The organism is Salinivibrio sp. ML198 (genome assembly GCF_001996015.1).
Lineage (GTDB): Bacteria > Pseudomonadota > Gammaproteobacteria > Enterobacterales > Vibrionaceae > Salinivibrio > Salinivibrio siamensis.
This window is the reverse complement of sequence record NZ_MUEZ01000006.1, coordinates 13,693-38,528: the sequence shown is the minus strand read 5'-3', so window position 1 is coordinate 38,528 and position 24,836 is coordinate 13,693. Positions and strand designations below refer to the sequence as shown.

The 24,836-nt window shown below is 52.9% G+C and carries 18 protein-coding genes; 12 read left to right on the top strand and 6 right to left on the bottom strand.

Annotated elements, in window-relative coordinates:
• Positions 1 to 27 precede the first annotated feature (27 nt).
• From imuA to BZG25_RS05440, 3 genes are read left to right on the top strand one after another with little or no spacing between them, the layout of a single operon-like run.
• Entirely contained in the window at positions 28 to 720 is a 693-nt protein-coding gene (imuA, locus tag BZG25_RS05450) for a translesion DNA synthesis-associated protein ImuA (RefSeq protein WP_077638650.1), read from the top strand.
• Positions 720 to 2,123: a DNA polymerase Y family protein gene (locus BZG25_RS05445; RefSeq protein ID WP_077638649.1), complete on the top strand. Its 1,404-nt coding sequence runs from the start codon at positions 720 to 722 to the stop codon at positions 2,121 to 2,123. Before imuA ends, BZG25_RS05445 begins: the two co-directional genes overlap by 1 nt.
• Positions 2,124 to 2,134: 11 nt before the next feature.
• On the top strand, positions 2,135 to 5,200 hold the full coding sequence (locus tag BZG25_RS05440) for an error-prone DNA polymerase (RefSeq protein ID WP_077638648.1): 3,066 nt from the start codon (positions 2,135 to 2,137) through the stop codon (positions 5,198 to 5,200).
• Here BZG25_RS05440 and BZG25_RS05435 read toward each other — a convergent pair.
• The 4 genes from BZG25_RS05435 to BZG25_RS05420 form a co-directional block, all read right to left on the bottom strand.
• Complete coding sequence (locus tag BZG25_RS05435) at positions 5,197 to 6,447, bottom strand: multifunctional CCA addition/repair protein (protein ID WP_077638647.1); 1,251 nt, start codon at positions 6,445 to 6,447, stop codon at positions 5,197 to 5,199. The two genes, BZG25_RS05440 and BZG25_RS05435, sit on opposite strands and share 4 nt — an antisense overlap.
• A gap of 157 nt (positions 6,448 to 6,604) precedes the next feature.
• Complete coding sequence (locus BZG25_RS05430) at positions 6,605 to 7,237, bottom strand: TIGR04211 family SH3 domain-containing protein (RefSeq protein WP_152796022.1); 633 nt, start codon at positions 7,235 to 7,237, stop codon at positions 6,605 to 6,607.
• Between the two features lie 110 nt (positions 7,238 to 7,347).
• On the bottom strand, positions 7,348 to 8,604 hold the full coding sequence (locus tag BZG25_RS05425) for an inorganic phosphate transporter (RefSeq protein ID WP_046074246.1): 1,257 nt from the start codon (positions 8,602 to 8,604) through the stop codon (positions 7,348 to 7,350).
• Positions 8,605 to 8,632: 28 nt separating this feature from the next.
• Complete coding sequence (locus BZG25_RS05420; protein ID WP_046074245.1) at positions 8,633 to 9,313, bottom strand: TIGR00153 family protein; 681 nt, start codon at positions 9,311 to 9,313, stop codon at positions 8,633 to 8,635.
• A 223-nt stretch (positions 9,314 to 9,536) separates the two neighbouring features.
• On the opposite strand from BZG25_RS05420, the gene BZG25_RS05415 reads away from it, so the two are divergent.
• The 3 genes from BZG25_RS05415 to glnE all read left to right on the top strand — a co-directional run bounded on the left by BZG25_RS05415 (position 9,537) and on the right by glnE (position 15,974).
• Entirely contained in the window at positions 9,537 to 11,060 is a 1,524-nt protein-coding gene (locus tag BZG25_RS05415) for an inorganic triphosphatase (protein ID WP_046074244.1), read from the top strand.
• Between the two features lie 341 nt (positions 11,061 to 11,401).
• The gene (locus BZG25_RS05410; RefSeq protein WP_077638646.1) at positions 11,402 to 13,003 is read left to right on the top strand and encodes a methyl-accepting chemotaxis protein; all 1,602 of its coding nucleotides are present in this window, start codon (positions 11,402 to 11,404) and stop codon (positions 13,001 to 13,003) included.
• Positions 13,004 to 13,100: 97 nt separating this feature from the next.
• Entirely contained in the window at positions 13,101 to 15,974 is a 2,874-nt protein-coding gene (glnE, locus tag BZG25_RS05405) for a bifunctional [glutamate--ammonia ligase]-adenylyl-L-tyrosine phosphorylase/[glutamate--ammonia-ligase] adenylyltransferase (protein ID WP_077638645.1), read from the top strand.
• A gap of 29 nt (positions 15,975 to 16,003) precedes the next feature.
• Here glnE and lpxL read toward each other — a convergent pair whose 3' ends face one another.
• Complete coding sequence (gene lpxL, locus BZG25_RS05400; protein WP_077638644.1) at positions 16,004 to 16,933, bottom strand: LpxL/LpxP family Kdo(2)-lipid IV(A) lauroyl/palmitoleoyl acyltransferase; 930 nt, start codon at positions 16,931 to 16,933, stop codon at positions 16,004 to 16,006.
• A gap of 195 nt (positions 16,934 to 17,128) precedes the next feature.
• On the opposite strand from lpxL, the gene hldE reads away from it, so the two are divergent.
• The gene (hldE, locus tag BZG25_RS05395) at positions 17,129 to 18,556 is read left to right on the top strand and encodes a bifunctional D-glycero-beta-D-manno-heptose-7-phosphate kinase/D-glycero-beta-D-manno-heptose 1-phosphate adenylyltransferase HldE (protein WP_077638643.1); all 1,428 of its coding nucleotides are present in this window, start codon (positions 17,129 to 17,131) and stop codon (positions 18,554 to 18,556) included.
• A 78-nt stretch (positions 18,557 to 18,634) separates the two neighbouring features.
• On the opposite strand, the gene tolC is transcribed toward hldE, so the two are convergent.
• Entirely contained in the window at positions 18,635 to 19,948 is a 1,314-nt protein-coding gene (gene tolC / locus BZG25_RS05390) for an outer membrane channel protein TolC (protein ID WP_077638642.1), read from the bottom strand.
• A gap of 273 nt (positions 19,949 to 20,221) precedes the next feature.
• On the opposite strand from tolC, the gene nudF reads away from it, so the two are divergent.
• From nudF to parE, 5 genes are all read left to right on the top strand, one after another.
• Positions 20,222 to 20,860 (top strand): ADP-ribose diphosphatase, encoded by a 639-nt coding sequence (gene nudF, locus BZG25_RS05385; protein ID WP_046074238.1) that lies wholly within the window; start codon positions 20,222 to 20,224, stop codon positions 20,858 to 20,860.
• A 13-nt stretch (positions 20,861 to 20,873) separates the two neighbouring features.
• Entirely contained in the window at positions 20,874 to 21,320 is a 447-nt protein-coding gene (locus BZG25_RS05380) for a DUF1249 family protein (protein WP_077459426.1), read from the top strand.
• Positions 21,321 to 21,342: 22 nt separating this feature from the next.
• Complete coding sequence (gene cpdA, locus BZG25_RS05375) at positions 21,343 to 22,167, top strand: 3',5'-cyclic-AMP phosphodiesterase (RefSeq protein WP_077578776.1); 825 nt, start codon at positions 21,343 to 21,345, stop codon at positions 22,165 to 22,167.
• A gap of 2 nt (positions 22,168 to 22,169) precedes the next feature.
• Positions 22,170 to 22,748 (top strand): esterase YqiA, encoded by a 579-nt coding sequence (yqiA, locus tag BZG25_RS05370; protein ID WP_077638641.1) that lies wholly within the window; start codon positions 22,170 to 22,172, stop codon positions 22,746 to 22,748.
• A gap of 180 nt (positions 22,749 to 22,928) precedes the next feature.
• On the top strand, positions 22,929 to 24,821 hold the full coding sequence (gene parE, locus BZG25_RS05365; RefSeq protein WP_077578850.1) for a DNA topoisomerase IV subunit B: 1,893 nt from the start codon (positions 22,929 to 22,931) through the stop codon (positions 24,819 to 24,821).
• The last annotated feature ends 15 nt before the right edge of the window (positions 24,822 to 24,836 follow it).

Sequence of the window (24,836 nt, the reverse complement as noted above, 5' to 3'; positions counted from 1 at the left end):
ATACTGTATATATATACAGGTATTTTAATGATGAAAACACTCGACCAATTAGCCCAACAACACGGCCTATGGCGCGCCAGTCAGCGCCCGTTAATGGCGGAATTACCCGATAAAAAAGCGACCGGTTACACTGTCTTTGATCAGCGCCTTGGCGGGCTTCCGTCTCCAGGTGTGACGGATATCATCAGTGACTATGGCGTCGGTGAGTTGCGGCTGGTGTTACCGGCGTTGTATCACGCTAGCGGCCAGCAGGTGGTGTGGATCCGACCACCGGTTGGACTCAACGCAGCGATGCTACATCAGCAAGGCTACTCCACAGACAACACCTTGTTGGTGTCCCCCAAAAGCGATCAAGATACGCTGTGGGCCGCCGAGCAAGCCGCGCGCAGTGGTGCGTGTCAGGCGGTAGTGTTATGGCCATCTTCGCTCACGGTTGGACAAGTGAAGCGCCTAAAACTGGCGGCCGAACATGGCCAATGTGCGGTGGTGCTGTTGCGCCGCCAGCAGACGTACTCATTGACCTTGCCGGTCGATTTAAGCGTGGCACTGGCGCCTTCCGCATGTGGCGTAATGGTCACGGTGCGCTATTGTCGCGGCCAATGGCCACCGGCCCCGTTTACCCTCGATTGGCGCACGCAATGGCCCGCGTTGGTGACCAGGCCGAGTAATGCAGAGAATTTGCTTGCCTTTCCTTCACGGCAACAGCGGGAGCAAGCGTGATGTCATTGTGGCTGTATCTGCATTGCCCAAGCTTGTTGTTAGATAGCCTTTATGCGCCGTCATCGGTGCAAGCAGTGGGGCTGGTCAGCGAGCAAGAAGGCCGTTTAGTGCAGCTTTCTGTGGCGGCTAGCACGCACGGTTTGAATACCGGCATGGGATTAGGGGCAGCGGCGCTTATTTGTCATCAGCTCGCGGTCTACCCTTATTGCGCGGTGAAAGAGCAGTCCGCGCTTGAGCAGCTCGCCACACAGCTTTATCCGCTGGTCGCAGAAATCAGCCTTAATCCCCCTAAAGGTTTATGGCTACACGTGTCACCGATGTTGGCGCTATATCAGGGGTTTCCCCCGCTATGGCAGGCGGTGACTCAAACGCTGGCTGAAAGTGGTATCCGTTATCAGGCCGGGGTGGGCGAAACGCCGCGTGCCGCCGAGCTTATGGCGTATGGACACGCGGGCAAGATCAGTACCGATCCTGAGCACTTACAGGCGGCTTTGCAGCAAGTGCCGTTGACCGCAGCCCCTTTACCGGAGACGGTGAAAACCCAGTTTACGCGTCTGGGCCTCTCTCAGTTAGGTGAGCTTATCGCCTTGCCCACCGCTTCGCTGACGCGACGTTTTCCGCGCTCTGTGGTGGATTATCTTGCTGAATTGAGTGGCGATAAGCCGACGACGCTGCGTTATTTTCAGCCACCGCTGCAATTTTTTCAGCAACGGGTTTTATTATTTGAGCTTAGTGAGCAAGCCCATTTATTGCCCATTATCGAGAATCTCGTCTCGGCACTGTGCCGCTTTCTTGAGCAGCGTAGTGCCTGCACCCCCGCGCTGACGTTGGGCTTTAGCTTGCGTGATGGATGTGAAGAAACCCTGCCGGTGATGGCCGCGCATGGCGAGAAAGACGTCGAGCGCTGGATGGCTTTGGTGCGTTTACGGCTGGCGTCATGGCAAGTGAGCCAGCCAGTGACGGCAGTGAGTGTGACGGCTTCGCAAATTGATTGCCACCAGCCCGGACAAACCGATCTCTTTAGCGCGCAGCAAGGCGAGCAAAACCGTGATGAGTTGGTCGCGACCCTGGCAGCCCGACTAGGAGAGGAAGCGGTCATGCGGTTGGCGTATGTAGATCATCACCGTCCCGAGGCGGCCAGCCAACATGTCCCTCATCACCATAGCGCCACGCCGACGGCCTCGGCACCCACGCGCCCACGTCCAAGCTTATTGTTGCCGCAACCCACGCCACTGATTGGTAAGGTCACCTTGCGTGAAGGGCCGGAGCGGATTGTCACGGGCTGGTGGGAAGGCGTGCCTATCCAGCGCGATTACTTTATTGCCCAAAACGCCCAGCAACAATGGCTGTGGGTGTTTCGCACGCCAGAGCAAACTTGGTTTTTACACGGCTGGTTTAGTTAGACGGTGAAGCGATGAGTACGTATGCCGAGCTGGTATGTTGCAGCAATTTCACCTTTCTTGAGGGCGCCTCACACCCGGAAGAGCTGGTAGCGCAAGCGGCAACATTGGGCTATCAAGCGCTCGCGATCACCGATGAATGCTCGGTCGCAGGGGTGGTGCGTGCGTATCAAGCCCAGCGTGATTATCCGCAGCTTTCGCTGATCATTGGCAGTCGCTTTCGCCTGCAGGCGTTAGATGTTGTTCTACTGTGTCCCACCCAAGCGGCTTACCAAGAGCTGTGTCGGATTATCACCAATGCGCGGCGGCGCAGTCACAAAGGCGACTACCAGCTGAGCGAGTGGGACTTGATGTCGGTGCGTCATGGCTTGGTGCTATGGCTACCCAGTGGCGCGGAGAGTGATCATCACTGGGCAAAATGGCTGTTACGTTATCATGGCGAGCGCTTGTATCTGGCCGTGCGGCGCGATCTAGCGGATAACGACCATCCGTATCTGGCACACTGTCGCATGCTGGCAAGCCAGTATGAGCTTCGCGTGACCGCGTGTGGTGATGTGTTGATGCATCACCCTGAGCGGCTGGCGTTACATCATACCTTAACGGCGATTCGGCATCGCCAGCCTGTCGCTGAATTGGGAAGGACGTTATTACCCAATGCAGAGCGCGCCTTACGCCCGCTGTCTAAACTACGCTCTCTATTCCCCCCTGAGTGGCTGGCGGAAAGTGCCCACATTGCCGCTCAGTGTCAGTTTTCCTTGGCGAGCTTGAAATACAGCTACCCCAAAGAAGTGGTGCCGACTGGCGAGCCTGCGATGGCCTATCTGCGTGAGGCGGTCAAGCAAGGCGCACAGCAGCGCTTCCCTAAGGGCGTGCCCTGTGACGTGGGAGCCATCATTGAAAAAGAGCTGGCGCTTATCGAGGCGCTGGATTATCCGTATTACTTTTTGACCATTTACGATCTGGTGCGCTTTGCCCAATCGCGTGGGATCTTATACCAAGGGCGCGGATCGGCGGCGAACTCGGTAGTGTGTTATTGCTTAGGGATCACCGCGGTGGATCCATGCAAAGTCGATGTGCTGTTTGAGCGCTTTATTAGCAAAGAGCGCGACGAGCCGCCGGATATTGATGTGGACTTTGAGCACCAGCGCCGCGAAGAAGTGATCCAGTATTTGTATCAAAAATATGGCCGAGAGCGGACCGCCTTAGCGGCAACCGTGATCCGTTATCGGCTGAAAAGTGCATTGCGCGATGTGGGCAAAGCGTTGTCGATCCCCGCTAGCCAGATTGATTTTTTTATTCAAAATCTCAATCGGCGCGATAAAACCCAGCCTTGGACGCAGCAACTTCAGCACTTGGGCCTCGATCCTAAAAGCGCGAAAAGCCAACAATGGCTGTCGCTGACTCAGACATTGATCGGTTTTCCGCGCCACCTTTCTCAGCATGTCGGCGGCTTTGTGATTGCGGATGGGCCTTTGTATGAGTTGGTGCCGGTGGAAAATGCGGCGATGGCAGAGCGGACGGTGATCCAGTGGGATAAAGACGATCTGGAAACACTGCATCTGATGAAAGTCGACGTACTGGCGCTGGGCATGCTCACTGCGATTCGGCGTACCTTTGATTTGATTGCCCAAACCGGTGGCCCTCGCTTGAGTTTGGCGGCGATCACCCAACAAGGCGACGATCCGGCGGTGTTTGCGCGTATTCAGAAAGCCGATACCGTGGGAGTGTTTCAAATTGAGTCACGGGCACAAATGAGTATGCTGCCGCGGCTCAAACCGGCTTGTTATTATGATTTGGTGATTCAAATTGCCATTGTCCGCCCGGGGCCGATTCAAGGCGACATGGTGCATCCGTATTTACAGCGACGCGACGGGAAAGAAGCAGTGAGCTACCCGTCCAAAGCGGTTGAGCAAGTGCTGGCGCGTACGCTCGGGGTGCCCATTTTTCAAGAGCAGGTGATCAAACTGGCGATGGTAGCGGCCGGCTTTTCCGGTGGGGAAGCGGATCAGCTGCGCCGCGCGATGGCCGCTTGGAAGAAAAAAGGCGGACTGGCGCCGTTTCGCGACAAATTGATCGCTGGGATGACCGCGCGAGGCTATCGCGCCGACTTTGCCGAGCAGCTTTACCGGCAAATCTGTGGGTTTGGTGATTATGGCTTTCCTGAGAGCCACTCGGCTTCGTTTGCGGTTTTGGCCTATGTATCAGCGTGGCTAAAGCATTATTATCCCGCCGCGTTTTATACCGGCTTGCTCAATAGCCAGCCGATGGGGTTTTACTCACCGTCACAATTGATGCAAGACGCCACGCGCCACCAAGTGCCTGTGTGGCCGGTTTGTGTGCAACACTCGAGGGCGGATCATTGTTTAGAAAAGATCGGCGATCAGTGGGGCGTGCGGCTAGGATTGCGATTAGTCAAAGGGTTGAGTGCGGCGGCAATAGACCGATTGCTGGCCCATCGCCCGGAGGCAGGCTTTGCGTCTTTGTCGTCACTGCAAGAAATTAACCTTGACCGCGATGCCTATCAAGCCCTAGCCAGTAGCGGTGCATTGGCGACGCTGGCTGGCAATCGCTATCAGGCGCGCTGGGCACTGATGGATCAGCAGCGGCAACTGCCGCTACTGGCGGCCAGTGACGATGAGGTTGCGTTGCCTCACTCGCCTTCCCAATGGCAGAACGTGATTGAAGATTACGCGGCCATGGGGCTGTCGCTCACTGATCATCCCATTCGTTTGATGGCGCAAGCCGGTACATTGGGGCGTTTTACCCGTGGTGTTGAGTTATCACAGTGTGCGCCACAAAGCTGGGTGGCGGTAGCGGGTGTGGTGACGGGCAAGCAGTCCCCCGGCACCGCCAGTGGCGTAACCTTTGTCACCTTGGAAGACGATACGGGCAATATCAATGTGGTGGTTTGGGCGGGGACGGCACGGGCGCAATCCCGTGCTTTTATGCAAGCCAAGGTGTTGAAAGTGCATGGCATTGTCGAGCGACAGGGCGAGGTGGTGCACGTGATTGCCGGTAAGTTGATTGACCTGACCCCAACGCTCACCACCTTGTCGGTGGCCGCGCGTGAATTCCGTTAACGCGACGCGCTAACCGCATCGGGGCAGGCGGGCGCCGGACACGCGGCTACCGCTTGAATACGCTGACGATGCAGCTCATCACGAATCGCCGCCCCTTTAAAGCCGGCGTCGACAATTGGCTTAACCTCTACCTGTTGCGCGCAAGCAAAGCGCTCGCGTAAGGCGTCGGCTTGTGGATAGTAATAAATTTCACGTCCCTTGCGGCCACGCACATCGGCCAAACACGCCAAGGCCAATTGCTCGACCCGCTCGGGTTTGCGCCACGCATCGATCTGATTAAACAGCGCTACCCAATGCTCAGGGCTGAGTTGATCGCACTTATGAATCTTGGAGTGGTGCGCACTGACCACCAAGGCCAAATCCCGATAGGCGTTGGGGATACGTAGTCGCTCGCACAGCTCTTTGATAACGGGCAGTCCGCGATCACCGTGGCCGCGATGGCCGGGCAAGATGGAGACAGGGGTGAGGGCTTTACCGAGATCATGGACTTGTGCGGCAAAGCGGATGCTTTTGTCATCGGTCAATGAGGCGGCATAACGGCTGACCATTTCCGTGTGGATGCCGGTATCGATTTCAGGGTGCCAGTTGGCCGGATTCGGCACGCCGTACAAGGCGTCGATTTCAGGGAGCACCACGGCAAGGGCACCACAATCGCGCAGCACAGCAAGAAACACATCGGGACAATCACTGCCGAGTGCTTTTTCCCACTCGCGCCAAACCCGCTCAGGGGTGAGGTGGGCGAGCTCGCCCTTGGCGACCACCGTTTTCATCAGCGCTAAGGTATCATCGGCAATGGTAAAGCCGAGTGGCGCAAAACGGGCGGCAAATCGTGCCACGCGCAGTACCCGTAATGGGTCTTCGCTAAAGGCGGGCGAGACATGGCGTAGAATGCGGTTATGTAAATCTTGCTGACCGCCATACGGGTCAATCAAGCTGCCCTCTTCATCTTGGGCGATGGCGTTGATGGTGAGATCGCGGCGCTGAAGGTCCGCTTCCAGTGAGATATCTGGCGAGAAGTCGCAAATAAACCCGGTGTAGCCCTGGCCTGATTTTCGTTCAGTGCGGGCGAGGGCGTGTTCTTCGTGTGTGGTGGGGTGTAAAAAGACGGGGAAATCTTGGCCGACTTGCTGGTAGCCGGCTGCTTGCATTTGTTTGACGGTGGCACCGACCACTACCCAGTCTTTATCTGTGACCGGCAAGCCTAATAGCGCATCACGTACAGCACCGCCGACAAGATAATGTTCCACACCAAACTCCTTAATGACAAAGAGAAGACACAATCACGTTTGTGTCGCGAATGGGTTTAAGTATACATAGAGCCTAGCAGCACGCCCACCGTGTGCTTAAAAGGCCGCTATCAGGATCGCAATAAAAAAGGCTGCCAATGCAGCCTTTCATTCACGATTATGCCCAGCCGTCGCGGCGACGTTTTTTACGTGGGATAAGATGTGGCAGCACCAAGCCAAACAGTAAGCCACCGCCGGCTACCATGCCACCGTAGGTGAACCAACGCATCAGAAGATCATCTTTTTGGGTATCTATTTTGGCGCGTAAAGCACGGATTTCGCTTTGCGCATCAATCAGTTTTTTATTGAGTTCGCTGCTGTGTGCTTCCAGCTTCTCGATCTGCGCGTTGCGTTGTTTAAGGGATTCAGCCAAGCCTTTTTGTTGTGCTTTAGCATCATCTTTTGCACTGGCCAGCGCGGACTTCACCTTTTTCAGCTCTGATTCTAGCGCCGGCACGCGTTCTTTTAAGCCAGGTTGTGTGGTCACGTAGTCACTTTTTACCCAGCCTTTACGGCCACGGCTATCAACTACTTGGGTATAGCCCTCATCGCGATTGCGTTTTAGCACAGTGACTTTATCACCCGCATCGACACTGCCGATAATACGATATTGTGTGCCCGGGCCTGAGTGCATATAAGTGAACAAATCATCAGAAATATAGTTTTCTGCCATCGCTCGAGGCGCGGCAACGAGAACGAACAGCAATACGAGAGCAGAATACAGGTGTTTCACGTCTGGGGTCCTTTGCATAATTTCAGTGTGGGACACATCGGCTTTGCTGGGCATAGTGCCATAGGCGTAAAAGAAAGGGGAGCCATGCCCCCCTTTTTTTGACTGTGATTTGACATCACCGGCGCTTGTTACGCAAATAGCGAGGTCATCACTTGGTAAAAGATCACAGCCAACAAGGCCCCCGCGGGTAAGGTGATCAGCCATGAGGCAACAATATTACGCACCACACCCAAGTTGAGTGCGGCAATACCGCGGGCAAAGCCAACGCCCAAAACGCCGCCGACTAAGGTTTGTGTGGTTGAAATAGGGAGGCCAGTGCCAGAGGCGAGCACAACCGTACTTGCGGTCGCCAGTTGCGCGGCAAAACCACGACTTGGGGTAAGCTCAGTAATGCCCGAGCCCACGGTCGCCATGACTCTGTGTCCCATGGTGGCAAGGCCGAGTACAATCCCCGCGCCACCCATCGGTAAAATCCACCAGGCGATTTGTGCTTTTTCCGCTACAGCACCGAGGTTTTGTACCGTGGCCACAATAGCCGATAGCGGACCAATGGCATTGGCCACGTCATTCGAACCATGTGCGAAGGCCATCGCACAGGCGGTGACCACCATCAATAGGCTAAATATCCGCTCAACCCCCTGAAATCCTTGATTTTCATCGCCGCGATACTTTCTAGAAATGTAATAAACGCCAAAAAACATTACCATGGCAGAGAGCACGATGGAGGCGCTCACGGACTCTAGGGTTGTCAGGTGGAGGCCAACATGTTTGAGACCTTTTTTGATGGTGACCATCGCGATAATAAACGCGGTGAGAAACATATAAAGCGGCACGAAACGTTTGGCATTAAGCACAGGGCGGTCGGTATCAAAAATCAGTCGTTGTGCACTTAAGAATATAAAGTAAGCGAACAAGCCAGAGATAAAAGGGGTGATAATCCAACTGCCAACGATGCCTTGCACCGTATGCCAATCGACTGCATCTGCGCCAACCGATAGGCAGGCAAAACCAATAATCGCACCAATGATAGAGTGGGTGGTGGAGACGGGCCAACCCATGAATGAGGCAAGTAATAGCCAAGAGCCAGCCGCCAGTAGCGCGGACATCATGCCAAAGACTAATTCCAACGGTTGGTCAGCATAAAAACTGGTGTCAATCACACCTTTGCGAATGGTGTCTGTGACCTCACCACCGGCTAAATACGCGCCGGCGAATTCAAAAATCATCGCCACAATAATGGCTTGCTTCACGGTGAGTGCTTTTGAGCCCACAGACGTGCCCATCGCGTTCGCGACGTCATTGGCACCAATACCAATCGCCATTAAAAAACCAAAAGCCGCGGCGACCATGATCAGTATGGTCCCGTGATTCATCAGGATTTCCATTGTAATACCTTGTTGTTACATCACTCGGTTAGGAACGGGAAAGCATGACCTCTAAGCGCGCACCCACACGTTGCGCCTGGTCAGCAATTTCACCGACCCACTCGAGGATTTTGTACAAGAACATGACGTCAACAGGATTGTACTCCTGCTCAACGGCCATTAATGCTTGGCGAAGTTGGATTTGCATAGAATCGGTATCGTCTTCAATCACATCCAACTGATGAATCATTTCGGCGACTAAGGTGACTTCGCGCCCTTTAAAGCCAGTCTCAAGTAGCTCTTCAAGCTCGTTGATCACGCGGCGTGCTTGCGCGGCAGCGTCTAAGCATCGCTGCACATAGGCGATAAAGGCATCATTCATTGAGGGGGGCATACGAAGCTGACGGCCTATCACGCGGCCGGCAATATCTTTGGCTAAGTTTGCCAGCTTGTCTTGCTGGGTGAGGAGCTCGAGCATGTCCGTGCGATCGACGGGCATAAAGAGACCTCGTGGTAACTTAAGCCGGATATTGCGCTTTAGGGTATCAGCATCTTTCTCAATATCTGAGATTTGCTGACGGAGTTGATTTGCCTTATCCCAATCTTGTTGCTCGCAAGCATGAAAGAAGGGGATCAGTAACTCACAACAATCGTTTACACGATTTACGTGACGCTGCAGTGGTTTAATAGGGCTTTTTGCAAATAGCCCAACAATTGTATTGACTGGCATAGCCGTAATCTACCTGGTTGCCTCGAGCCCAGAGGGCAAAAAAGAGAGGCGAAAAGTTCAACGATGGTATATCGGAGCGGCGATGGTAGCGCAGAACATAGGCTAAAGAAATAGCTTTTGTGATCTCTGCCTCAGTGCGCGTGATCAAGCCTGGTAGTGATAGCGCTTGCCGACAGGATCAATTGTTCATATCCTTGTCAGGCAATTGGCTATAGGTAACCGTATGGACACTGAGATAGAGCTCAAATTTTTTGTCTCTTCTGACTTTTCTCATCGCATTCGCGATAAAATTGTCAGTGTAAAACAGCTACAGCAAAGCCAGCGTGAGCTGGGAAACATCTACTTCGATACGCCAGATTTTACCCTACGTAAACACGATATCGGTTTGCGGGTACGTCGTTTTGATGGTGTGTACATTCAAACCCTCAAAACGGCAGGTCGGGTCGTGGCTGGGCTGCATCAGCGCCCAGAATACAACGCCGAGCTTAACGGACCTGAACCTGATCTTTCTTTGATCCCAGTCGATGCATGGCCCGATGATCTGGATGTTGATGCACTGAGCCAAGCTCTCCAGCCGTTGTTTTCCACCGATTTTGTGCGTCAGCAATGGCTGTTAGCAACGGATGACGGTAGCCAAATCGAATTGGCGAGCGATCAAGGCGAGGTCTCTACCGAAGCTGGCGACAAGGATGTGATTTCTGAGGTGGAGCTGGAGCTGATTTCCGGACAAACCGACGCCTTGTTCTCGCTGGCACGCAGCCTGGCGGATGAAGGTGGCTTACGCCTCGGAAATTTGAGCAAGGCGGCGCGTGGCTACCGCCTGGCAACCGGCTATCAGGGTGATCCGGTTAAAGCCTTATCCATCGTTAAACTCGGCGCTGATGATAGCCAAGAAAAAGCCCTGATTCGGATCCTCGAGCATGCGTTGAATCACTGGCATTATCACGAGCAAATCTACATTGAGCGTGAGTCCCTTGAGGCGTTACAAGAAATTCGCTATGCCGTCTTGTTGATCCGACAGGCGTTTGTCTTATTCGGCAGTGTGGTGCCGCGCCGAGCAAGCAGTTTACTCCGTCAAGAGCTGCAATGGTTTGAGGGTGAACTGGCGTGGCTCGATGATGCTCGGACGAATGCCCGACTGTGTGAAGACAAAGGCCAATATCTGCGTAAATTAAACGCGCGAAAAACCTTGGTGAAAAGCTTGAAGGTCGAACAAGCGAGGTTGCCTGAACGAGAGGACATTGTCGCGCTGCTACATACATCGCGGTATTGCAATTTACTGCTCGATTTAAGTCGCTGGATCCTCTCGAAAGGTTGGCAACCGTTTTTAGATGATAAAGCGGCGGATAAGCTTGCCCAACCGATTCAACGTTTGGCCGACAAAGCACTGCCAGAGTCTTGGCACGAGTTGCTTGACGCATTTGATGAAACTAAACCACTGACGCGGCACGACTACTTTGACCAATACCCTCGCTTGCAACGCAATTTGTTGCTAGGCACTTGCTTGGCCTCTTTGTATGACAAAAGTCGGCGTAAAGCCTTCCGCTTGCCTTGGCTCGATATGTTGCAAGGCATTGAAGAGCTTCGCTTGCTCGAGCCGGTGCGTGAGCGAGTGGTCGAGATTGACGATGAAGAGGATAAAAAACAAGCAGAGAAGTGGTTGGCACGTAAAGAAGAGTCACTGTTTCATGCGATGACGCAAAGCCGTCAAACGGGATTGCGTCTTACTCCTTATTGGCAAGAGTAAGCGAACGAGAGTGATAAAAAGCAGCCTGGAGGTTGCTTTTTTTATGTGTGCCTTTATGCGGTTACCTTGCTTGAGTATCCAGTTTCAATGTCTGAGGAGATTCGATAAAACCGCCTCTAGGATCAATATATTTGGCACTTTTTTACGTTATAAACAGGCAAGGTGCGTGATGATAATTTGATTAACTTATCATTATGGGCATTGTTTATGGGCAAATTTCACAAATACGGTAAACAAGGATTCAGTGAGGGTGACGTTTGCCGATATAACATCACTCAGTATTAATAATCGCCCGTTTGGCAGTCAGTTGGCTTAATAACGGACATGGAGCTTTCAGGATTATGGCTAAACATACCTTTTATGCGTGGGAAAAACCCGTTACCAATCTGCGCTTGATCCCAAAACTCGTGATTCTCATGGTCTTTAGTACCATTATTCTGGTCGGTAAGCAGATGTGGGATGCGAACACGTTTCGCCAGTCCGTGATTGAGTTCACCCTGAATCAGACCCAAGAATTAGCGCGATCCAGCGCGGCAATGACAGGTGCCCTCATCGATCAGCCTGATGGGGAACGCTTGATGCGAGAGGCGGTGGATACCATGAACGCCGAATTCAGCGAAGGGGCGTATTTATATTTGGTCAATGGCACCACTCGCCAAGTCTGGTCTCACCCTTCAATGCGCCAGTTTGACGCTTTGCGCGTGCCGGATGACAGCACCGGAACCGATGTCGCTGACTTGTTTCTCAATCAGTCAGGCGCGTTTAGCTATACCGTTTATGACGGTGGCCGTCATGGCTATGCCGTGCCCGTAGGCGGCAGTGATTGGTGGCTTGTGGCATCACAACCGACGTCTGAGGCGCAGGCGTATTACCAAGATTATATGATTCAGGTCGCGTGGCAAACCGCGCTGATGATTGTCTCTTTCATGGTTATTTTGCTGGGCGGCTCCAATATTATGCTGCGGCAAATTAATTATCTTACCGATAGAATTCGGGCGCTCGCCAACCGTGATCTCAGTGAACCGATTGAGATGAATAGCCGGGACGAGTTTGGTGATTTAGCGCGTGAGCTGGAAAGATCGCGTCAGCAATTGGTGGATGTGATTAACGCGCAGCGCCAAGCGTCGGATGATCTTTCTTCTCTGGCTGAGATTATGACGATCAGCATGTCGGAAACCAAAGAGTCATCGCAAGAGCAATTCTCTGAGATGGATCAGCTTGCCTCGGCGATGAGTGAGATGAGTGCGACCGTGCAAACCGTCGCTGAGCATACTCGAGAGGCGGCCAAAGCGACCGAAACCTCTAGCCAACAGGCGAACAGTGGTCAAGAGCACGTGAGCAGTACCATCAAAACCATCAATGAGCTGTCCAATGACATCAGCGAGTCATCCCAGGTCGTGGGGCAGGTCGATGCCCAGGTGGAGAAAATCGGTACTGTCGTGGTCACTATTCAAGGAATTTCAGAGCAAACCAATCTACTGGCACTCAATGCCGCGATAGAAGCCGCACGCGCGGGCGATACGGGGCGTGGTTTTGCGGTGGTGGCGGATGAAGTACGCAAGCTGGCGCAACACACCCAAGAAGCCACGGTGGAAATTCAAGATATGATCACCCAGTTGCAGCAAAGTGCGCAAAAAGCGGTGGGTTTGATGGATCGCAGTGTTTCCGAGGCCAAGACAGGCGTCGAGTCAGTGAGCCAGGCTGGCGGAGAGCTTGAGCAAATCGTCACGCAAATCCAATCGCTTAATGACATGAACTTCCAAATCGCCTCATCGGCGGAACAACAAGCGTCAGTAGCCGGTGAGATGAACCAAAACCTCACCAATGTTAAAGATTTGGTCCAGGCATCGGTGACAGTGGCGTCTGAGCTGCATGAAACGGCAGAGATGGTTGAACAAAGTGCACAATCACTCAAAGATAAAATTGAGGCCTTTAAAGTCTAACCACGTTTGAGGTTTTATCCGTAATCAACAACGGCTCGCTGCATCGGTGAGCCGTTTTTGTTAGTGTCGATACAGGACGATAGCAAAAGGACTGCCCATGGTACTCTCTGACTCTCTTGCCGCTTGCTTGCATCAGCACTGGATACGATTAAATGAATTTGCCCCGGAGGCCGTGCCGCAGTGGCAAGGCACGGCGCGTGAGCAACTCGAGCAGGCTTTAGCGTGTAGCGAGTTTGTCGCCAAGGCATTAACCCAAACCTCTGGACTTCTCGACTGGCTGTATCAGCATCGCCAGCAAGCCTCGCGTGAGCAGACATACCAAGCTGAGTTGAGTCAGGCGTTGGAAGCGGTGACGGATGAGAGCGAGTTTCACCGTCAACTCCGTCAGCACCGCCAGCGTGAGCTCGTATGGATTGCGTGGCAGGAAATCCACAATCATTGGCCGGTTGAGCAAGGTTTACAGCATCTATCAGCCCTTGCGGAAGCGCAAATATTATCAGCTTATCAATGGCTCTATCAGCGCGGCTGTCACGACTGGGGCACACCCATGAGCCCCGAGGGGGAGCCGCAGCCGATGCTGATTTTGGGCATGGGCAAACTTGGTGGTGGCGAGCTCAACTTCTCTTCAGACATCGACCTGATCTTTACTTACCCTGAGGCGGGAGAAACCCAGGGCGCGAGAAAAAGCATCGCCAATGCCCAGTTCTTTACCCGGCTAGGGCAGCGCTTGATCAAAGCGCTTGATCAACCCACGGTGGACGGTTTTTGTTATCGGGTTGATATGCGTCTTCGTCCCTTTGGGGATAGTGGCCCTTTAGTGATGAGCTTTTCCGCACTCGAAGATTACTACCAAGAACAAGGGCGTGATTGGGAGCGCTATGCGATGGTGAAAGCGCGCGTCATGGGGAAAGATCAGTATGACTGCTATCAAACGCTACGGCAGATGCTACGCCCGTTTGTCTTCCGTCGTTACATCGATTTTAGTGCCATTCAAGCGTTGCGGCGGATGAAACAGTTAATCCAACGAGAGGTACGTCGGCGTGGCTTAACGGATAATATTAAGCTTGGTGCGGGGGGGATTCGTGAGATTGAATTTATTGCTCAGTCGTTTCAGCTTATTCGTGGCGGCCGAGAGCCCAGTTTGCGTCAGCGCGGCTTGCTCGACACCTTAGATGCGATTGCGGAACTGGAATTATTGCCTACCGCTGAGGTGAGCCAATTAAAGGCCGCGTATTGCTATTTGCGTCGCGTTGAAAACCTCCTACAAGCCATTGATGACAACCAAACGCAGACCCTGCCCGATAACGACCTTGATCGTGAGCGGCTTTGTCACGCCATGGGGGTCAATGACTGGACGCGCTTACAGGCCGACATCACCCAGCATATGCAAGCGGTTAATCAGGTGTTTTCCGGCTTGATTGGCGAAGATGAGCAAGAAACAGACACGGACGTCGATACTGAGTATCACGATCTATGGGCGATGGCGCGCGATGTAGAAAACGCCCACTTGATCTTAGCAGGCTTAGATTTACCGGACACCAATATTGCTGAGCAGTTATTAGCGTTTAAACAAGAGCTGGCTAAGCGCACTGTGGGCCCTCGAGGACGTGAGGTGCTCAACCGTTTGATGCCCGTCATGTTAAGTAAGCTACTGACGTTACCGCAACCACAGCAGGTGCTGCCACATATCACCCACCTGTTACTCAATATCTCGACGCGCACCACCTACTTAGAGCTGTTGGATGAGCACCCCGGGGCGATTGATCAGCTGTTACGACTTTGTACGGCCAGCCCGATGGTGGCAGAAAAGTTGGCGCGCTACCCTTTGCTACTGGATGAGCTGCTTGATTTAACCCATTTGTACCAACCCTTGGCGCCGGATGCCTATCGCAGCGAATTACGCGATTATCTTGCTCGTATCCCCGTTGAGGATATGGAGCAACAAATGGAGGCGGTGCGTCAGTTTAAGCAAGTTCAGTTATTAAAAATTGCCGCGGCGGATATCGCCGGTGTGCTACCTGTGATGCGCGTCAGTGATCACTTGACTTACTTGGCCGAAGCGATTGTGGAGGCGGTGGTCAATCAGGCGTGGCACCAAATGGTGGAAAAATATGGCCAACCGACACACTTGGGCGAGCGCGAGGGCCGAGGTTTTGCGGTGATTGGTTACGGCAAGTTAGGCGGATGGGAGCTGGGTTATAATTCTGACCTCGATGTGGTTTTTCTCCATGACTGCCCCGCGGATATTGAGACTGACGGTCGTAAAGTGATTGATGGTCGGCAGTTTTATCTGCGTCTTGCTCAGCGTATCGTCCATCTTTTCTCTACGCGTACTCCCTCTGGGGTGCTCTATGACATTGACACACGCCTTCGCCCTTCCGGCACCTCCGGGATGCTGGTGAGCACGCTCGAAGCTTATGCTGATTACCAACAAAAAGAGGCGTGGACATGGGAGCACCAGGCACTGGTGCGTGCACGCATGATATATGGTGATCCTAAGCTAGAGTCCGGCTTTACCCAGGTCCGTCATCGCATTCTCACCACGCCACGAGACATCGATACGCTGCGAGAGCAAGTCAGTGGCATGCGTGAAAAAATGCGTCAGCATAAAGCGACAGGACAAAAAGATACCTTCTCCATCAAACAAGACGCCGGTGGGATCACTGATATCGAGTTCTTGGCGCAATACTTAGTGCTCGGCAACAGTGCCAGTCAACCGGCGCTTACCCGATATAGCGATAACGCGCGTATTTTTGAGCAAGCCGGAGAGCTGAGAGTGATGCCACTGACGCAGGCGGCGGGATTAAAGTCGGCCTATACGCGGATGCGCAATGCGCTCCACCGTAGCCACCTAGCTGGTGAAAGTGGGCAGGTGGAGGCTGATGCCTTTATCGATGAGCGTGAAATCGTGCAGCAAGCCTGGCAACAGTGGTTTGATGGGCAAGCAGACTCGCAGCGTAAGGCGCAATAATGAGGCCGCGATTGGCGGCCTATATAGGGCTAGATTCCCTCGTATAAGGAAGACTCACCCTCTGGGCGGGTTTTAAAACGCCGATGCAACCACATATATTGCTCTGGAGCGCGTAGGATCAGTCGTTCAACCGCTTGGTTAGTGATCACCGCTGCGGCATGCGCTTCTTTAGGGAAATCGGCTATTGGTGGGTCAATTTTAACGCGGTATTGGCCAAGCCGCCGTTCTCTCACCACAGAAAATGGTACCACGGTGGCGTGGCCGGCATGGGTCAGCAAACTGGTGCCTGTGGTGGTACAAGCTTGTTTGACCGCAAACAGTGGTGCGAATGTGGAGCGGCGGCGACCATAATCGTGATCGGGTGCATACCACATGCGATGACCCTCTTTGAGGTAATGGATCATCGACTTAACGTCTTTGCGATCGACGCCAATATTACGCTTCATCCGGCCACGGAACTGAAACCAGTCATACACAGGGTTGGTATTGGGGCGATACACCCCCACGCCAGGCGTTTGTTCGCTTAAGCCGCGCGCGCCAATCTCTAAATTTAGAGAGTGCACGGCAATTAAAAGCACCCCTTTGCCTTGTTGTTCAAGCTCAAGCAGGGTGTCTAATCCTTCAATGGTGACATGCTTGTTGATTCGCCATTTGGGCCAAAACCACGCCATACCAGTCTCGAACAAGGCAAGGCCGGCGTTGGCAAAATTTTCTTTCACCATCGCAGCGCGGTTAGCGGGCGTCATCTCTGGAAAGCACAGCGCTAGGTTACGATCGGCAATTTTAACGCGGCGTTTCATTAGTGTATGCATCAAGTGACCCAAGCTGCGGCCCATATAAAATTGGACGCGATAAGGCAGCCAGCTAGCCAGATACATTAACCCGACGCCGAGCCAGGTATGAAGATAGCGAGGGTGAAGAAACCCAATGCTAAAAGTGGGGGCTGAAAAATCGCTCATAGCGTTAATGACTCATGAAAACCAAACCAGAAAGAGCCGTGAGGCCCGCGCTATTGTAGAGTAAATTCTTGGCGCTGTCCTGCGCGAGTGTGTGCGGTGAGTGTTGAGATTGTGCGCAGCATACGCCTGTGAGCCCCCCATTTAGCCTATGGCTATGCTACTATCGCTCGGTAACGACAGTATTCGGAGATCCAGATGAAACTCAGCCTTCCTGATTATAGCCAAGCCAATGTTCTGGTCGTCGGCGATGTGATGCTCGATCGCTATTGGTATGGACCGACGGGACGCATTTCTCCAGAAGCGCCCGTGCCTGTAGTGAAGATCAATCAAACGGAAGAGCGCCCAGGTGGCGCAGCGAACGTGGCGATGAATATCGCAGCCTTAGGTGGGCATACCCAGCTGATTGGTCTGACCGGGAAGGATGAACAGGCTGATGCGCTCACACAAACCCTCGACTCGTTAAATGTTAACTGTGATTTTGTGGCGCTAGACTCGCATCCCACTATTACTAAGCTTCGGGTAATGAGCCGTAACCAGCAGTTGATTCGTCTGGATTTTGAAGAGGGTTTTGCGGGTGTGGATGTGGCACCCATGCTGGCTAAAGTCGAGGCGGCACTGCCCAAGGCGCAGGCGATGATCTTATCGGACTATGCCAAAGGGGCATTAGCCGAGGTGCAAACATTGATTCAGGCCGCCAAACAAGCGGGTGTCACCACCTTGGTTGACCCTAAAGGCACGGATTTTGAGCGATATCGAGGGGCGAGCTTACTGACGCCAAATATGGCAGAGTTTGAAGCGGTGGCAGGCACTGTGACGGACGATCAAAGCTTGGAAGAAAAAGGCCTGGCGTTGATCAAGCAATACGAGCTTGGTGCGTTGCTGGTCACCCGCAGTGAACATGGGATGACATTGCTGCGCCCTGATGCCGCGCCGCTGAACTTGCCAACGCTTGCCAAAGAAGTGTACGACGTCACAGGGGCGGGGGATACCGTGATATCGGTATTGGCGGCATCATTGGCCGCGGGCAAACCGATAGAGCAAGCCTGTGCGCTGGCTAACGCTGCGGCCGGCGTGGTAGTGGGTAAGTTGGGTACCTCAACCCTCTCTACTATCGAGCTTACCGAAGCGGTACATGGCTCGCACGAGTCTGGTTTTGGCGTAACAACCGAAGCGCAGTTGATTGATGCGGTGCACGTCGCCCAAGGGCGAGGTGAGAAAGTGGTGATGACCAATGGCTGCTTTGATATTTTGCACGCAGGCCATGTGGCGTACCTCAATGAAGCAGCCAAACTGGGCGATCGACTTATTGTTGCCGTCAACACGGATGCATCAGTCCAAGCGCTGAAAGGGCCTGGCCGTCCGGTCAATCCAACCGATCGACGGATGGCGGTGCTGGCAGGGCTGGGCGCGGTCGATTGGGTGGTTCCTTTTGGAGAAGAAACGCCTGCGCGCCTGATTGGCGAAGTCTTGCCCGATTTGCTCGTTAAAGGCGGTGATTATCAGGTCAACGAGATTGCTGGTGCCGAGGCGGTGCTCTCCAACGGAGGAGAGGTCAAAGTGCTTAATTTTGAAGATGGCTGTTCTACCACAGAAATCATTGAGTCGATTCGACGTGGTCAATAGCGCCTTGCCCTTTCAACTCATGACAATAAAAAAGGTGCCCGTCGGCACCTTTTTGCATACTAAAGCCTCAAGCGTGAATCACTCTTGCTTAACCAGCCCTTGGTTAATATCGAGCAAGTCTTGCTCAGACAAGGTGCCCATGGCTTGGTGTAAACGTAAACGGCTTAGAATATAGTCGTAGCGCGCATTGGAGAGGTTGCGGTTGGCATCGTAAAGGCGACGCGTAGCATCCAACACATCGACAATGGTACGAGTACCCACTTCAAAACCTGCTTCAGTGGCTTCTAGCGCTGAGCGTGCAGAGACTACGGTTTGCTCATAGGCACGCAGCGCACCAATTGAGGCATTGATGTCGTTATAGAAAGCGCGCACATCTTTTACCGTGCTGCGGTATTTGGCTTCAAGACTTTGTGACGCGGCCACATACTCATGCTGCGCCTTTTCCACATTGGCCGAGGTGCTGCCGCCGGTGAACAGTGGCAAGCTAAAATCGAGGCTGGCAGTGCCTTGGTTGTAATCAGAGGAATAAACATCGCTGTGCTGATTATCGCTATCCGTCATCCCGTATTGTGCGCTGAAGGTCAGCGTGGGCAGGTGACCGGTTTTGGCCAGCTTAATCTGCTCTTTGGCGGTATCACGGGCAATGCGGTTGGCGAGTAACTCGAGATTTTTCTCTTCGGCGACTTTGACCAGTGCTGCCGGTTGCTGCTGCGGGTTACTGGCACTAAAGCGGTCAGTGTCGAGCACACGCAAGTCATGTGGGGCTTGGCCGGTGATCTCACGCAAGCCCTCATAGCTGTTGGTGAGCGCATTTTCGGCCAAAATTTCATCGGCCAGTACGGCATCGTATTGCGCTTGGGCGTCATGCACATCGGTAATCGCCGAAAGGCCCACTTCAAAACGTTGCTTGGTTTGCTCAAGCTGACGGCCCACGGCCGCTTTTTCTGCCTGAATAAACTCAAGCTTGTCCATGGCGCGCAAGACGTCAAAATAGGCTTGTGCCACGCGCAGCATTAATCCTTGCTGCTGCGCCGCATAGGTCGCATCTAGCTGGCGCGCCTGCATTTCACTGATATCCAGGTTGACCCAGCTATCACGTTTGAAAACCTGTTGGCTTAAGCTGATATCGGCGCTGGTGGTGTCGACGTCACGCTGATCGTCGCTGTCATTGCGGGTAATGGCGTATCCCGCATTTAATGCTATTTGTGGTAGCAAGGTGCCACGAGTGGCATCCACAGCAGAAAACGCTGCGTCGCGCTCGGCGGCCGCTTGATTAAGAGTGGGATCGCTTTGCTTCGCTTGTTGATAAATTTGGGCGAGATCATCGGCAAGGGCTGCACTGCTTACGCTGCCGAGTGCCAAGCTTAACGCCAAAGGGAGCAATTTTTTCATAGATGGAATCCCTGAATCTGTGCGATTAGATAAATAGACGGTCACTAGCTTACCGCAATTATGCTTGCGTGAAACTGACAATTTGTTAGGACATTGAGTGTAAACTATCCAATTTGCAAATGGGACTGAAAAATAGTTGTAACTTTTATCAAAAAAGTTAAGTTTATGGTTTGCTAGAAAGACGCGCGTTGCCGCTCGGCACAGGCCAGTGGGTATAGGCGTGACTCAGCATTTCAATTCGTCAGCTCGTGTCATCGAGGATAAGGAGCCCGCATGTCAGACTATCCGCCTGGACAATTCGATCGCGACGATATTGTGATCGAGGATATTTCTTCGCTTTATCAAGGTTTCTTTTCCATTCAGCGCTATCAGTTTCGTCATCGCTTGTTTGAAGGCGGCTGGAGTGGCTCTGTGGTGCGGGAGTTGTTTGAACGTGGCCATGCGGTGGCTGTTTTACCCTATGATCCCGTACGTGATGAAGTGGTGATGCTTGAGCAAATCCGCGTGGGGGCGATGGCAGCAGGCGCGACACCATGGCAACTCGAAATTGTGGCTGGGATGATAGACAAAGACCAATCCCCCGAGCAGGTTGCCCACCGTGAAGCGCGGGAAGAAGCGGGGCTATTACTGCATCAAATGGAGCGTGTTACCCGTTATTTATCCAGCTCTGGTGGCTGTTCTGAACAGTTGGATGTGTTTGTCGCAATTGTTGATGCCTCGGAAGCGGAAGGCGTGCACGGCCTCGACAGTGAAAATGAAGACATTTTGGTGCATCGATTATCTCGCCAACACGCCTATCAAAAGGTGGTTGATGGTGAGATTGAAAACGCCGCCTCAATCATTGCGTTGCAATGGTTGGAACTCAATGCCAGTCGCTTGCGTCAAAGCTATAATGAACAAAACAGTAAATAGACAGTAGGTGTGTGTGAAAACAGAATATCGTGTCGACTTACCAGCGATGATGCGCTTGTATGAAACCAACTACGCCAAACTTGTCCGTTTGATGCCCAAGCGTGACGAGGTGGGACAGGTGTGTCGATACGATATCCAAGGGCAGGAATATGCTTTGGTCGTGCGTGAGTCAACCCGCTATACCACCTTACTGGATATTGCTCAGTTGAGCCCAGGCGCCGCGCCGGATTACTTACGTGCTAACCTGACAGTGCGCTTGTATCACGATGCACGGGTCGCGGAAGTGTGTACCACGCAGCAGATTTCACGCTTAAAACCACGTTATGATTACCCGAATCCGCGCATGCATCAGCGCGACGAAAAACATCAGGTTAATGCATTTTTATCGGATTGGCTTGGCCACTGCCTACGCCGTGGCGTGGTGGCGTCTGATCCTATGTATAAATCATCGTTAAACTAAACCAGCAAAGGTATTTTCAACGTTGCAGTCTTGCCAGATAGATAACGCCGACGGCGATTGTATTCGTCTTTTGCAAATCACCGACACACACCTGTTCGCGAGTGAGCAGGGTAGCTTGCTGGGTATTAATACGCTTCGCAGCTACCATGCGGTGCTGGATGCCATCAGTGCCACTGACCCGACTTTCGACGCCATTATTGCCACGGGGGATCTGTCTCAAGATCACTCCGCTTTATCGTATCGCCGTTTTGTCGACGGTATCGCCCGGTGGTCACAGCCTTGCTTTTGGCTACCGGGTAATCATGATTATCAGCCAGAAATGAGCGCGGTATTACAGTCAAATACCCTTCGTTCTTGCTCGCAAGTTCTGTTGGGGGAGCATTGGCAAATGGTGCTGCTCGACAGTCAGGTGGCTGGTGTACCGCACGGCGAATTATCACAAGCGCAACTGAACCTTTTGGATACACACTTAAGCGCGCATCCTGAGCGCCATGCATTGGTGTTGCTGCACCATCATCCGTTGGATGCAGGAAGCACTTGGTTGGATCAGCATAAATTGGCAAACCGAGAGGCATTCTGGCAAGTGATGGCGCGTCATCCTCAAGCGAAAATTGTGGTGTGTGGGCATATTCATCAGGCCTTGGATGTGCGTTATCAAGGTGCGCGTGTGATGGCGGCGCCCTCCACCTGTATCCAGTTTATGCCAGACTCACACGACTTTGCGCTCGATAACCAAAATCCAGGTTGGCGCTGGCTTGAGCTGTATGCCGACGGGCGCGTAGAAACGCAAGTGGCGCGTGTAACCGGTCAGCACTTTCGGCCAGACTTCGACTCCAGCGGATATTAATCATGCCATCAGCGTTGCTTTATCTTCATGGCTTCAACAGCTCGCCGCAATCGTTAAAGGCGAGACAGATGCAAGACTATTGCGCCCAGCATCGTCCTGATATTGAGGTGTTGGTGCCACAACTGCCCAGTCACCCTGAGCCCACCGTGCAGTTACTGAATGAACTGATCACGCGCTTTAGCGAAACCCATCAGTTGGGTTTGGTGGGAAGTTCTTTAGGAGGCTTTTTAGCCACCTGGCTGAGTGAGCGTTATCAACTGCCCGCTGTACTGGTTAACCCCGCGGTTCGCCCTTACGAACTCTTGCAAGATTATGTTGGGGAACAGGTTAATCCTTACACCCAAGAACGCTACACCCTCGAGGCTGCCGATATCAACGCCTTGCATGAGATTGATGTGCCGGTCTTATCTCATCCTGAGCAATTTTGGTTATTGCAACAGGAAGGTGATGAAGTGCTGGACTATCGCCAAGCAGTGGCAAAATTCAGTGCCAGTCAACAAACGGTTGAGCCGGGAGGCGATCATAGCTTTGTCGGCTTTGAACGTTACTGTGGGGATATTCTCCAATTTCTTGGTATCTAGCGCGCCATCAGGCTAGAGGCATTGAAACAGAGGCACACAGACGCAAGCTCGTGCTATCTTAGCCGCTACGTCACAGCAGACGGATAGCAGCTCACAGAAACTTGTGGCAATCTGGCGCCGCGCTTGACAAGCGGATCCCCCTTGCTGACCATGTCATCACATTTATTAAGCCAATCGATTATGACAGAACAAAACTATAACGCAGGATCGATAGAAGTCCTCAATGGGCTCGAGCCCGTGCGCCGACGCCCCGGTATGTACACAGATACCAGTCGCCCTAACCATCTTGGGCAGGAAGTCATCGATAACAGTGTCGATGAAGCGTTAGCCGGCCATGCCAGCAAGATTGATGTGATTCTCCATGCCGACCAATCACTGGAAGTGATTGATGATGGTCGTGGTATGCCGGTTGATATTCACCCCGAAGAGGGCGTCTCTGGGGTTGAGCTGATTCTATGCAAACTGCATGCGGGCGGTAAGTTCTCCAACAAAAGCTACCAATTTAGCGGTGGTTTACACGGGGTGGGTATCTCCGTAGTGAATGCGCTGTCTCATCGGGTAGAGATTACCGTTAAGCGCGATGGTCAAGTGTATGATATTGCCTTTGAAAACGGCGACAAAGTACAAGATTTAACCGTGACGGGCACCTGTGGTCGTCGCAACCGTGGCACGCGCGTTCACTTTTGGCCAGATGGCCAATTTTTTGATTCTGACAAGTTTTCACTGGCCCGTCTTAAAACCATCTTAAAAGCCAAGGCAGTGCTGTGCCCGGGACTGACGGTCAATCTCACTGATAAAAACACCGATGAGACCACATCCTGGTGTTACCAGGATGGGTTGAAAGACTACCTCGCTGACAGTGTCAAAGGCTATGAAGTTCTGCCGGAAACACCTTTTATCGGCGAATTCAGTGGCCAGACCGAAGCCGCGGATTGGGCGGTTATTTGGTTGCCAGAAGGGGGCGAGCTAACGACAGAAAGCTATGTCAACCTGATCCCAACGGCACAAGGTGGCACGCATGTAAATGGCTTGCGCCAAGGGATGCTGGAAGCGATGCGCGAATTCTGTGAGTTCCGTAACCTTCTCCCTCGCGGCGTAAAGCTGACCGCCGATGATATTTGGGAGCGCTGTGCGTACGTGCTGTCGGTTAAGATTCAAGACCCACAGTTTGCGGGGCAAACCAAAGAGCGCTTGTCCTCTCGCCAATGTGCGGCGTTTGTGTCTGGGGTGGTCAAAGATGCCTTTAGCCTGTGGCTGAACGAGCGCCCACACCTTGCTGAGCGTTTGGCGGAAGTGTGTATTGCCAGTGCCCATCGCCGCATGCGTGCCGCGAAGAAGGTGGTGCGTAAGAAAGTGGCATCAGGCCCAGCGCTGCCTGGCAAACTGACTGACTGTGCGATGCAAGATTCAAGTCGTACCGAGCTATTTTTGGTCGAGGGGGACTCAGCGGGTGGCTCAGCTAAGCAGGCTCGGGATCGCGAATTTCAAGCGGTGATGCCGCTTCGAGGCAAGATCCTCAATACATGGGAAGTCTCCGCAGACCAAGTATTGGCCTCCCAAGAAGTACATGATATCTCTGTGGCGTTGGGTATTGACCCTGATTCTGGGGACTTGGGTAATCTTCGTTACGATAAAATCTGCATCCTCGCCGATGCGGACTCCGATGGCTTACATATTGCGACCTTGCTATGTGCACTCTTTATGCAACACTTTAGAGCCTTGGTTCAGGCTGGTCATGTGTATGTGGCAATGCCGCCACTTTACCGCATCGATTGTGGCAAGGAGGTCTTTTATGCCTTGGATGAAGATGAAAAAGCAGGGATCCTTGAGCGTTTGAGCAATAAACGCGGCAAAATCAATGTGCAACGCTTTAAAGGTTTGGGGGAAATGAACCCGTTACAGCTGCGTGAAACCACCATGGATCCCAATACTCGTCGCCTGGTTCAGCTCACTATTGATGATGATGAGCAGACGCAGCAACTGATGGATATGCTGCTGGGTAAAAAACGGGCAGAGGATCGCCGCCATTGGCTGCAGCAAAAAGGCGATATGGCCGAGCTTATCGATATCTAAATCACTATAACGGGA

Excerpts from the sequence above, each read along its gene's own strand:
- imuA (WP_077638650.1), top strand. The coding sequence starts at position 28 with ATGATGAAAACACTCGACCAATTAGCCCAACAACACGGCCTATGGCGC.
- BZG25_RS05445 (WP_077638649.1), top strand. The coding sequence starts at position 720 with ATGTCATTGTGGCTGTATCTGCATTGCCCAAGCTTGTTGTTAGATAGC.
- BZG25_RS05440 (WP_077638648.1), top strand. The coding sequence starts at position 2,135 with ATGAGTACGTATGCCGAGCTGGTATGTTGCAGCAATTTCACCTTTCTT.
- BZG25_RS05430 (WP_152796022.1), bottom strand. The coding sequence starts at position 7,237 with ATGCAAAGGACCCCAGACGTGAAACACCTGTATTCTGCTCTCGTATTG.
- BZG25_RS05425 (WP_046074246.1), bottom strand. The coding sequence starts at position 8,604 with ATGGAAATCCTGATGAATCACGGGACCATACTGATCATGGTCGCCGCG.
- BZG25_RS05420 (WP_046074245.1), bottom strand. The coding sequence starts at position 9,313 with ATGCCAGTCAATACAATTGTTGGGCTATTTGCAAAAAGCCCTATTAAA.
- BZG25_RS05415 (WP_046074244.1), top strand. The coding sequence starts at position 9,537 with ATGGACACTGAGATAGAGCTCAAATTTTTTGTCTCTTCTGACTTTTCT.
- BZG25_RS05410 (WP_077638646.1), top strand. The coding sequence starts at position 11,402 with ATGGCTAAACATACCTTTTATGCGTGGGAAAAACCCGTTACCAATCTG.
- glnE (WP_077638645.1), top strand. The coding sequence starts at position 13,101 with ATGGTACTCTCTGACTCTCTTGCCGCTTGCTTGCATCAGCACTGGATA.
- lpxL (WP_077638644.1), bottom strand. The coding sequence starts at position 16,933 with ATGAGCGATTTTTCAGCCCCCACTTTTAGCATTGGGTTTCTTCACCCT.
- hldE (WP_077638643.1), top strand. The coding sequence starts at position 17,129 with ATGAAACTCAGCCTTCCTGATTATAGCCAAGCCAATGTTCTGGTCGTC.
- tolC (WP_077638642.1), bottom strand. The coding sequence starts at position 19,948 with ATGAAAAAATTGCTCCCTTTGGCGTTAAGCTTGGCACTCGGCAGCGTA.
- nudF (WP_046074238.1), top strand. The coding sequence starts at position 20,222 with ATGTCAGACTATCCGCCTGGACAATTCGATCGCGACGATATTGTGATC.
- yqiA (WP_077638641.1), top strand. The coding sequence starts at position 22,170 with ATGCCATCAGCGTTGCTTTATCTTCATGGCTTCAACAGCTCGCCGCAA.
- parE (WP_077578850.1), top strand. The coding sequence starts at position 22,929 with ATGACAGAACAAAACTATAACGCAGGATCGATAGAAGTCCTCAATGGG.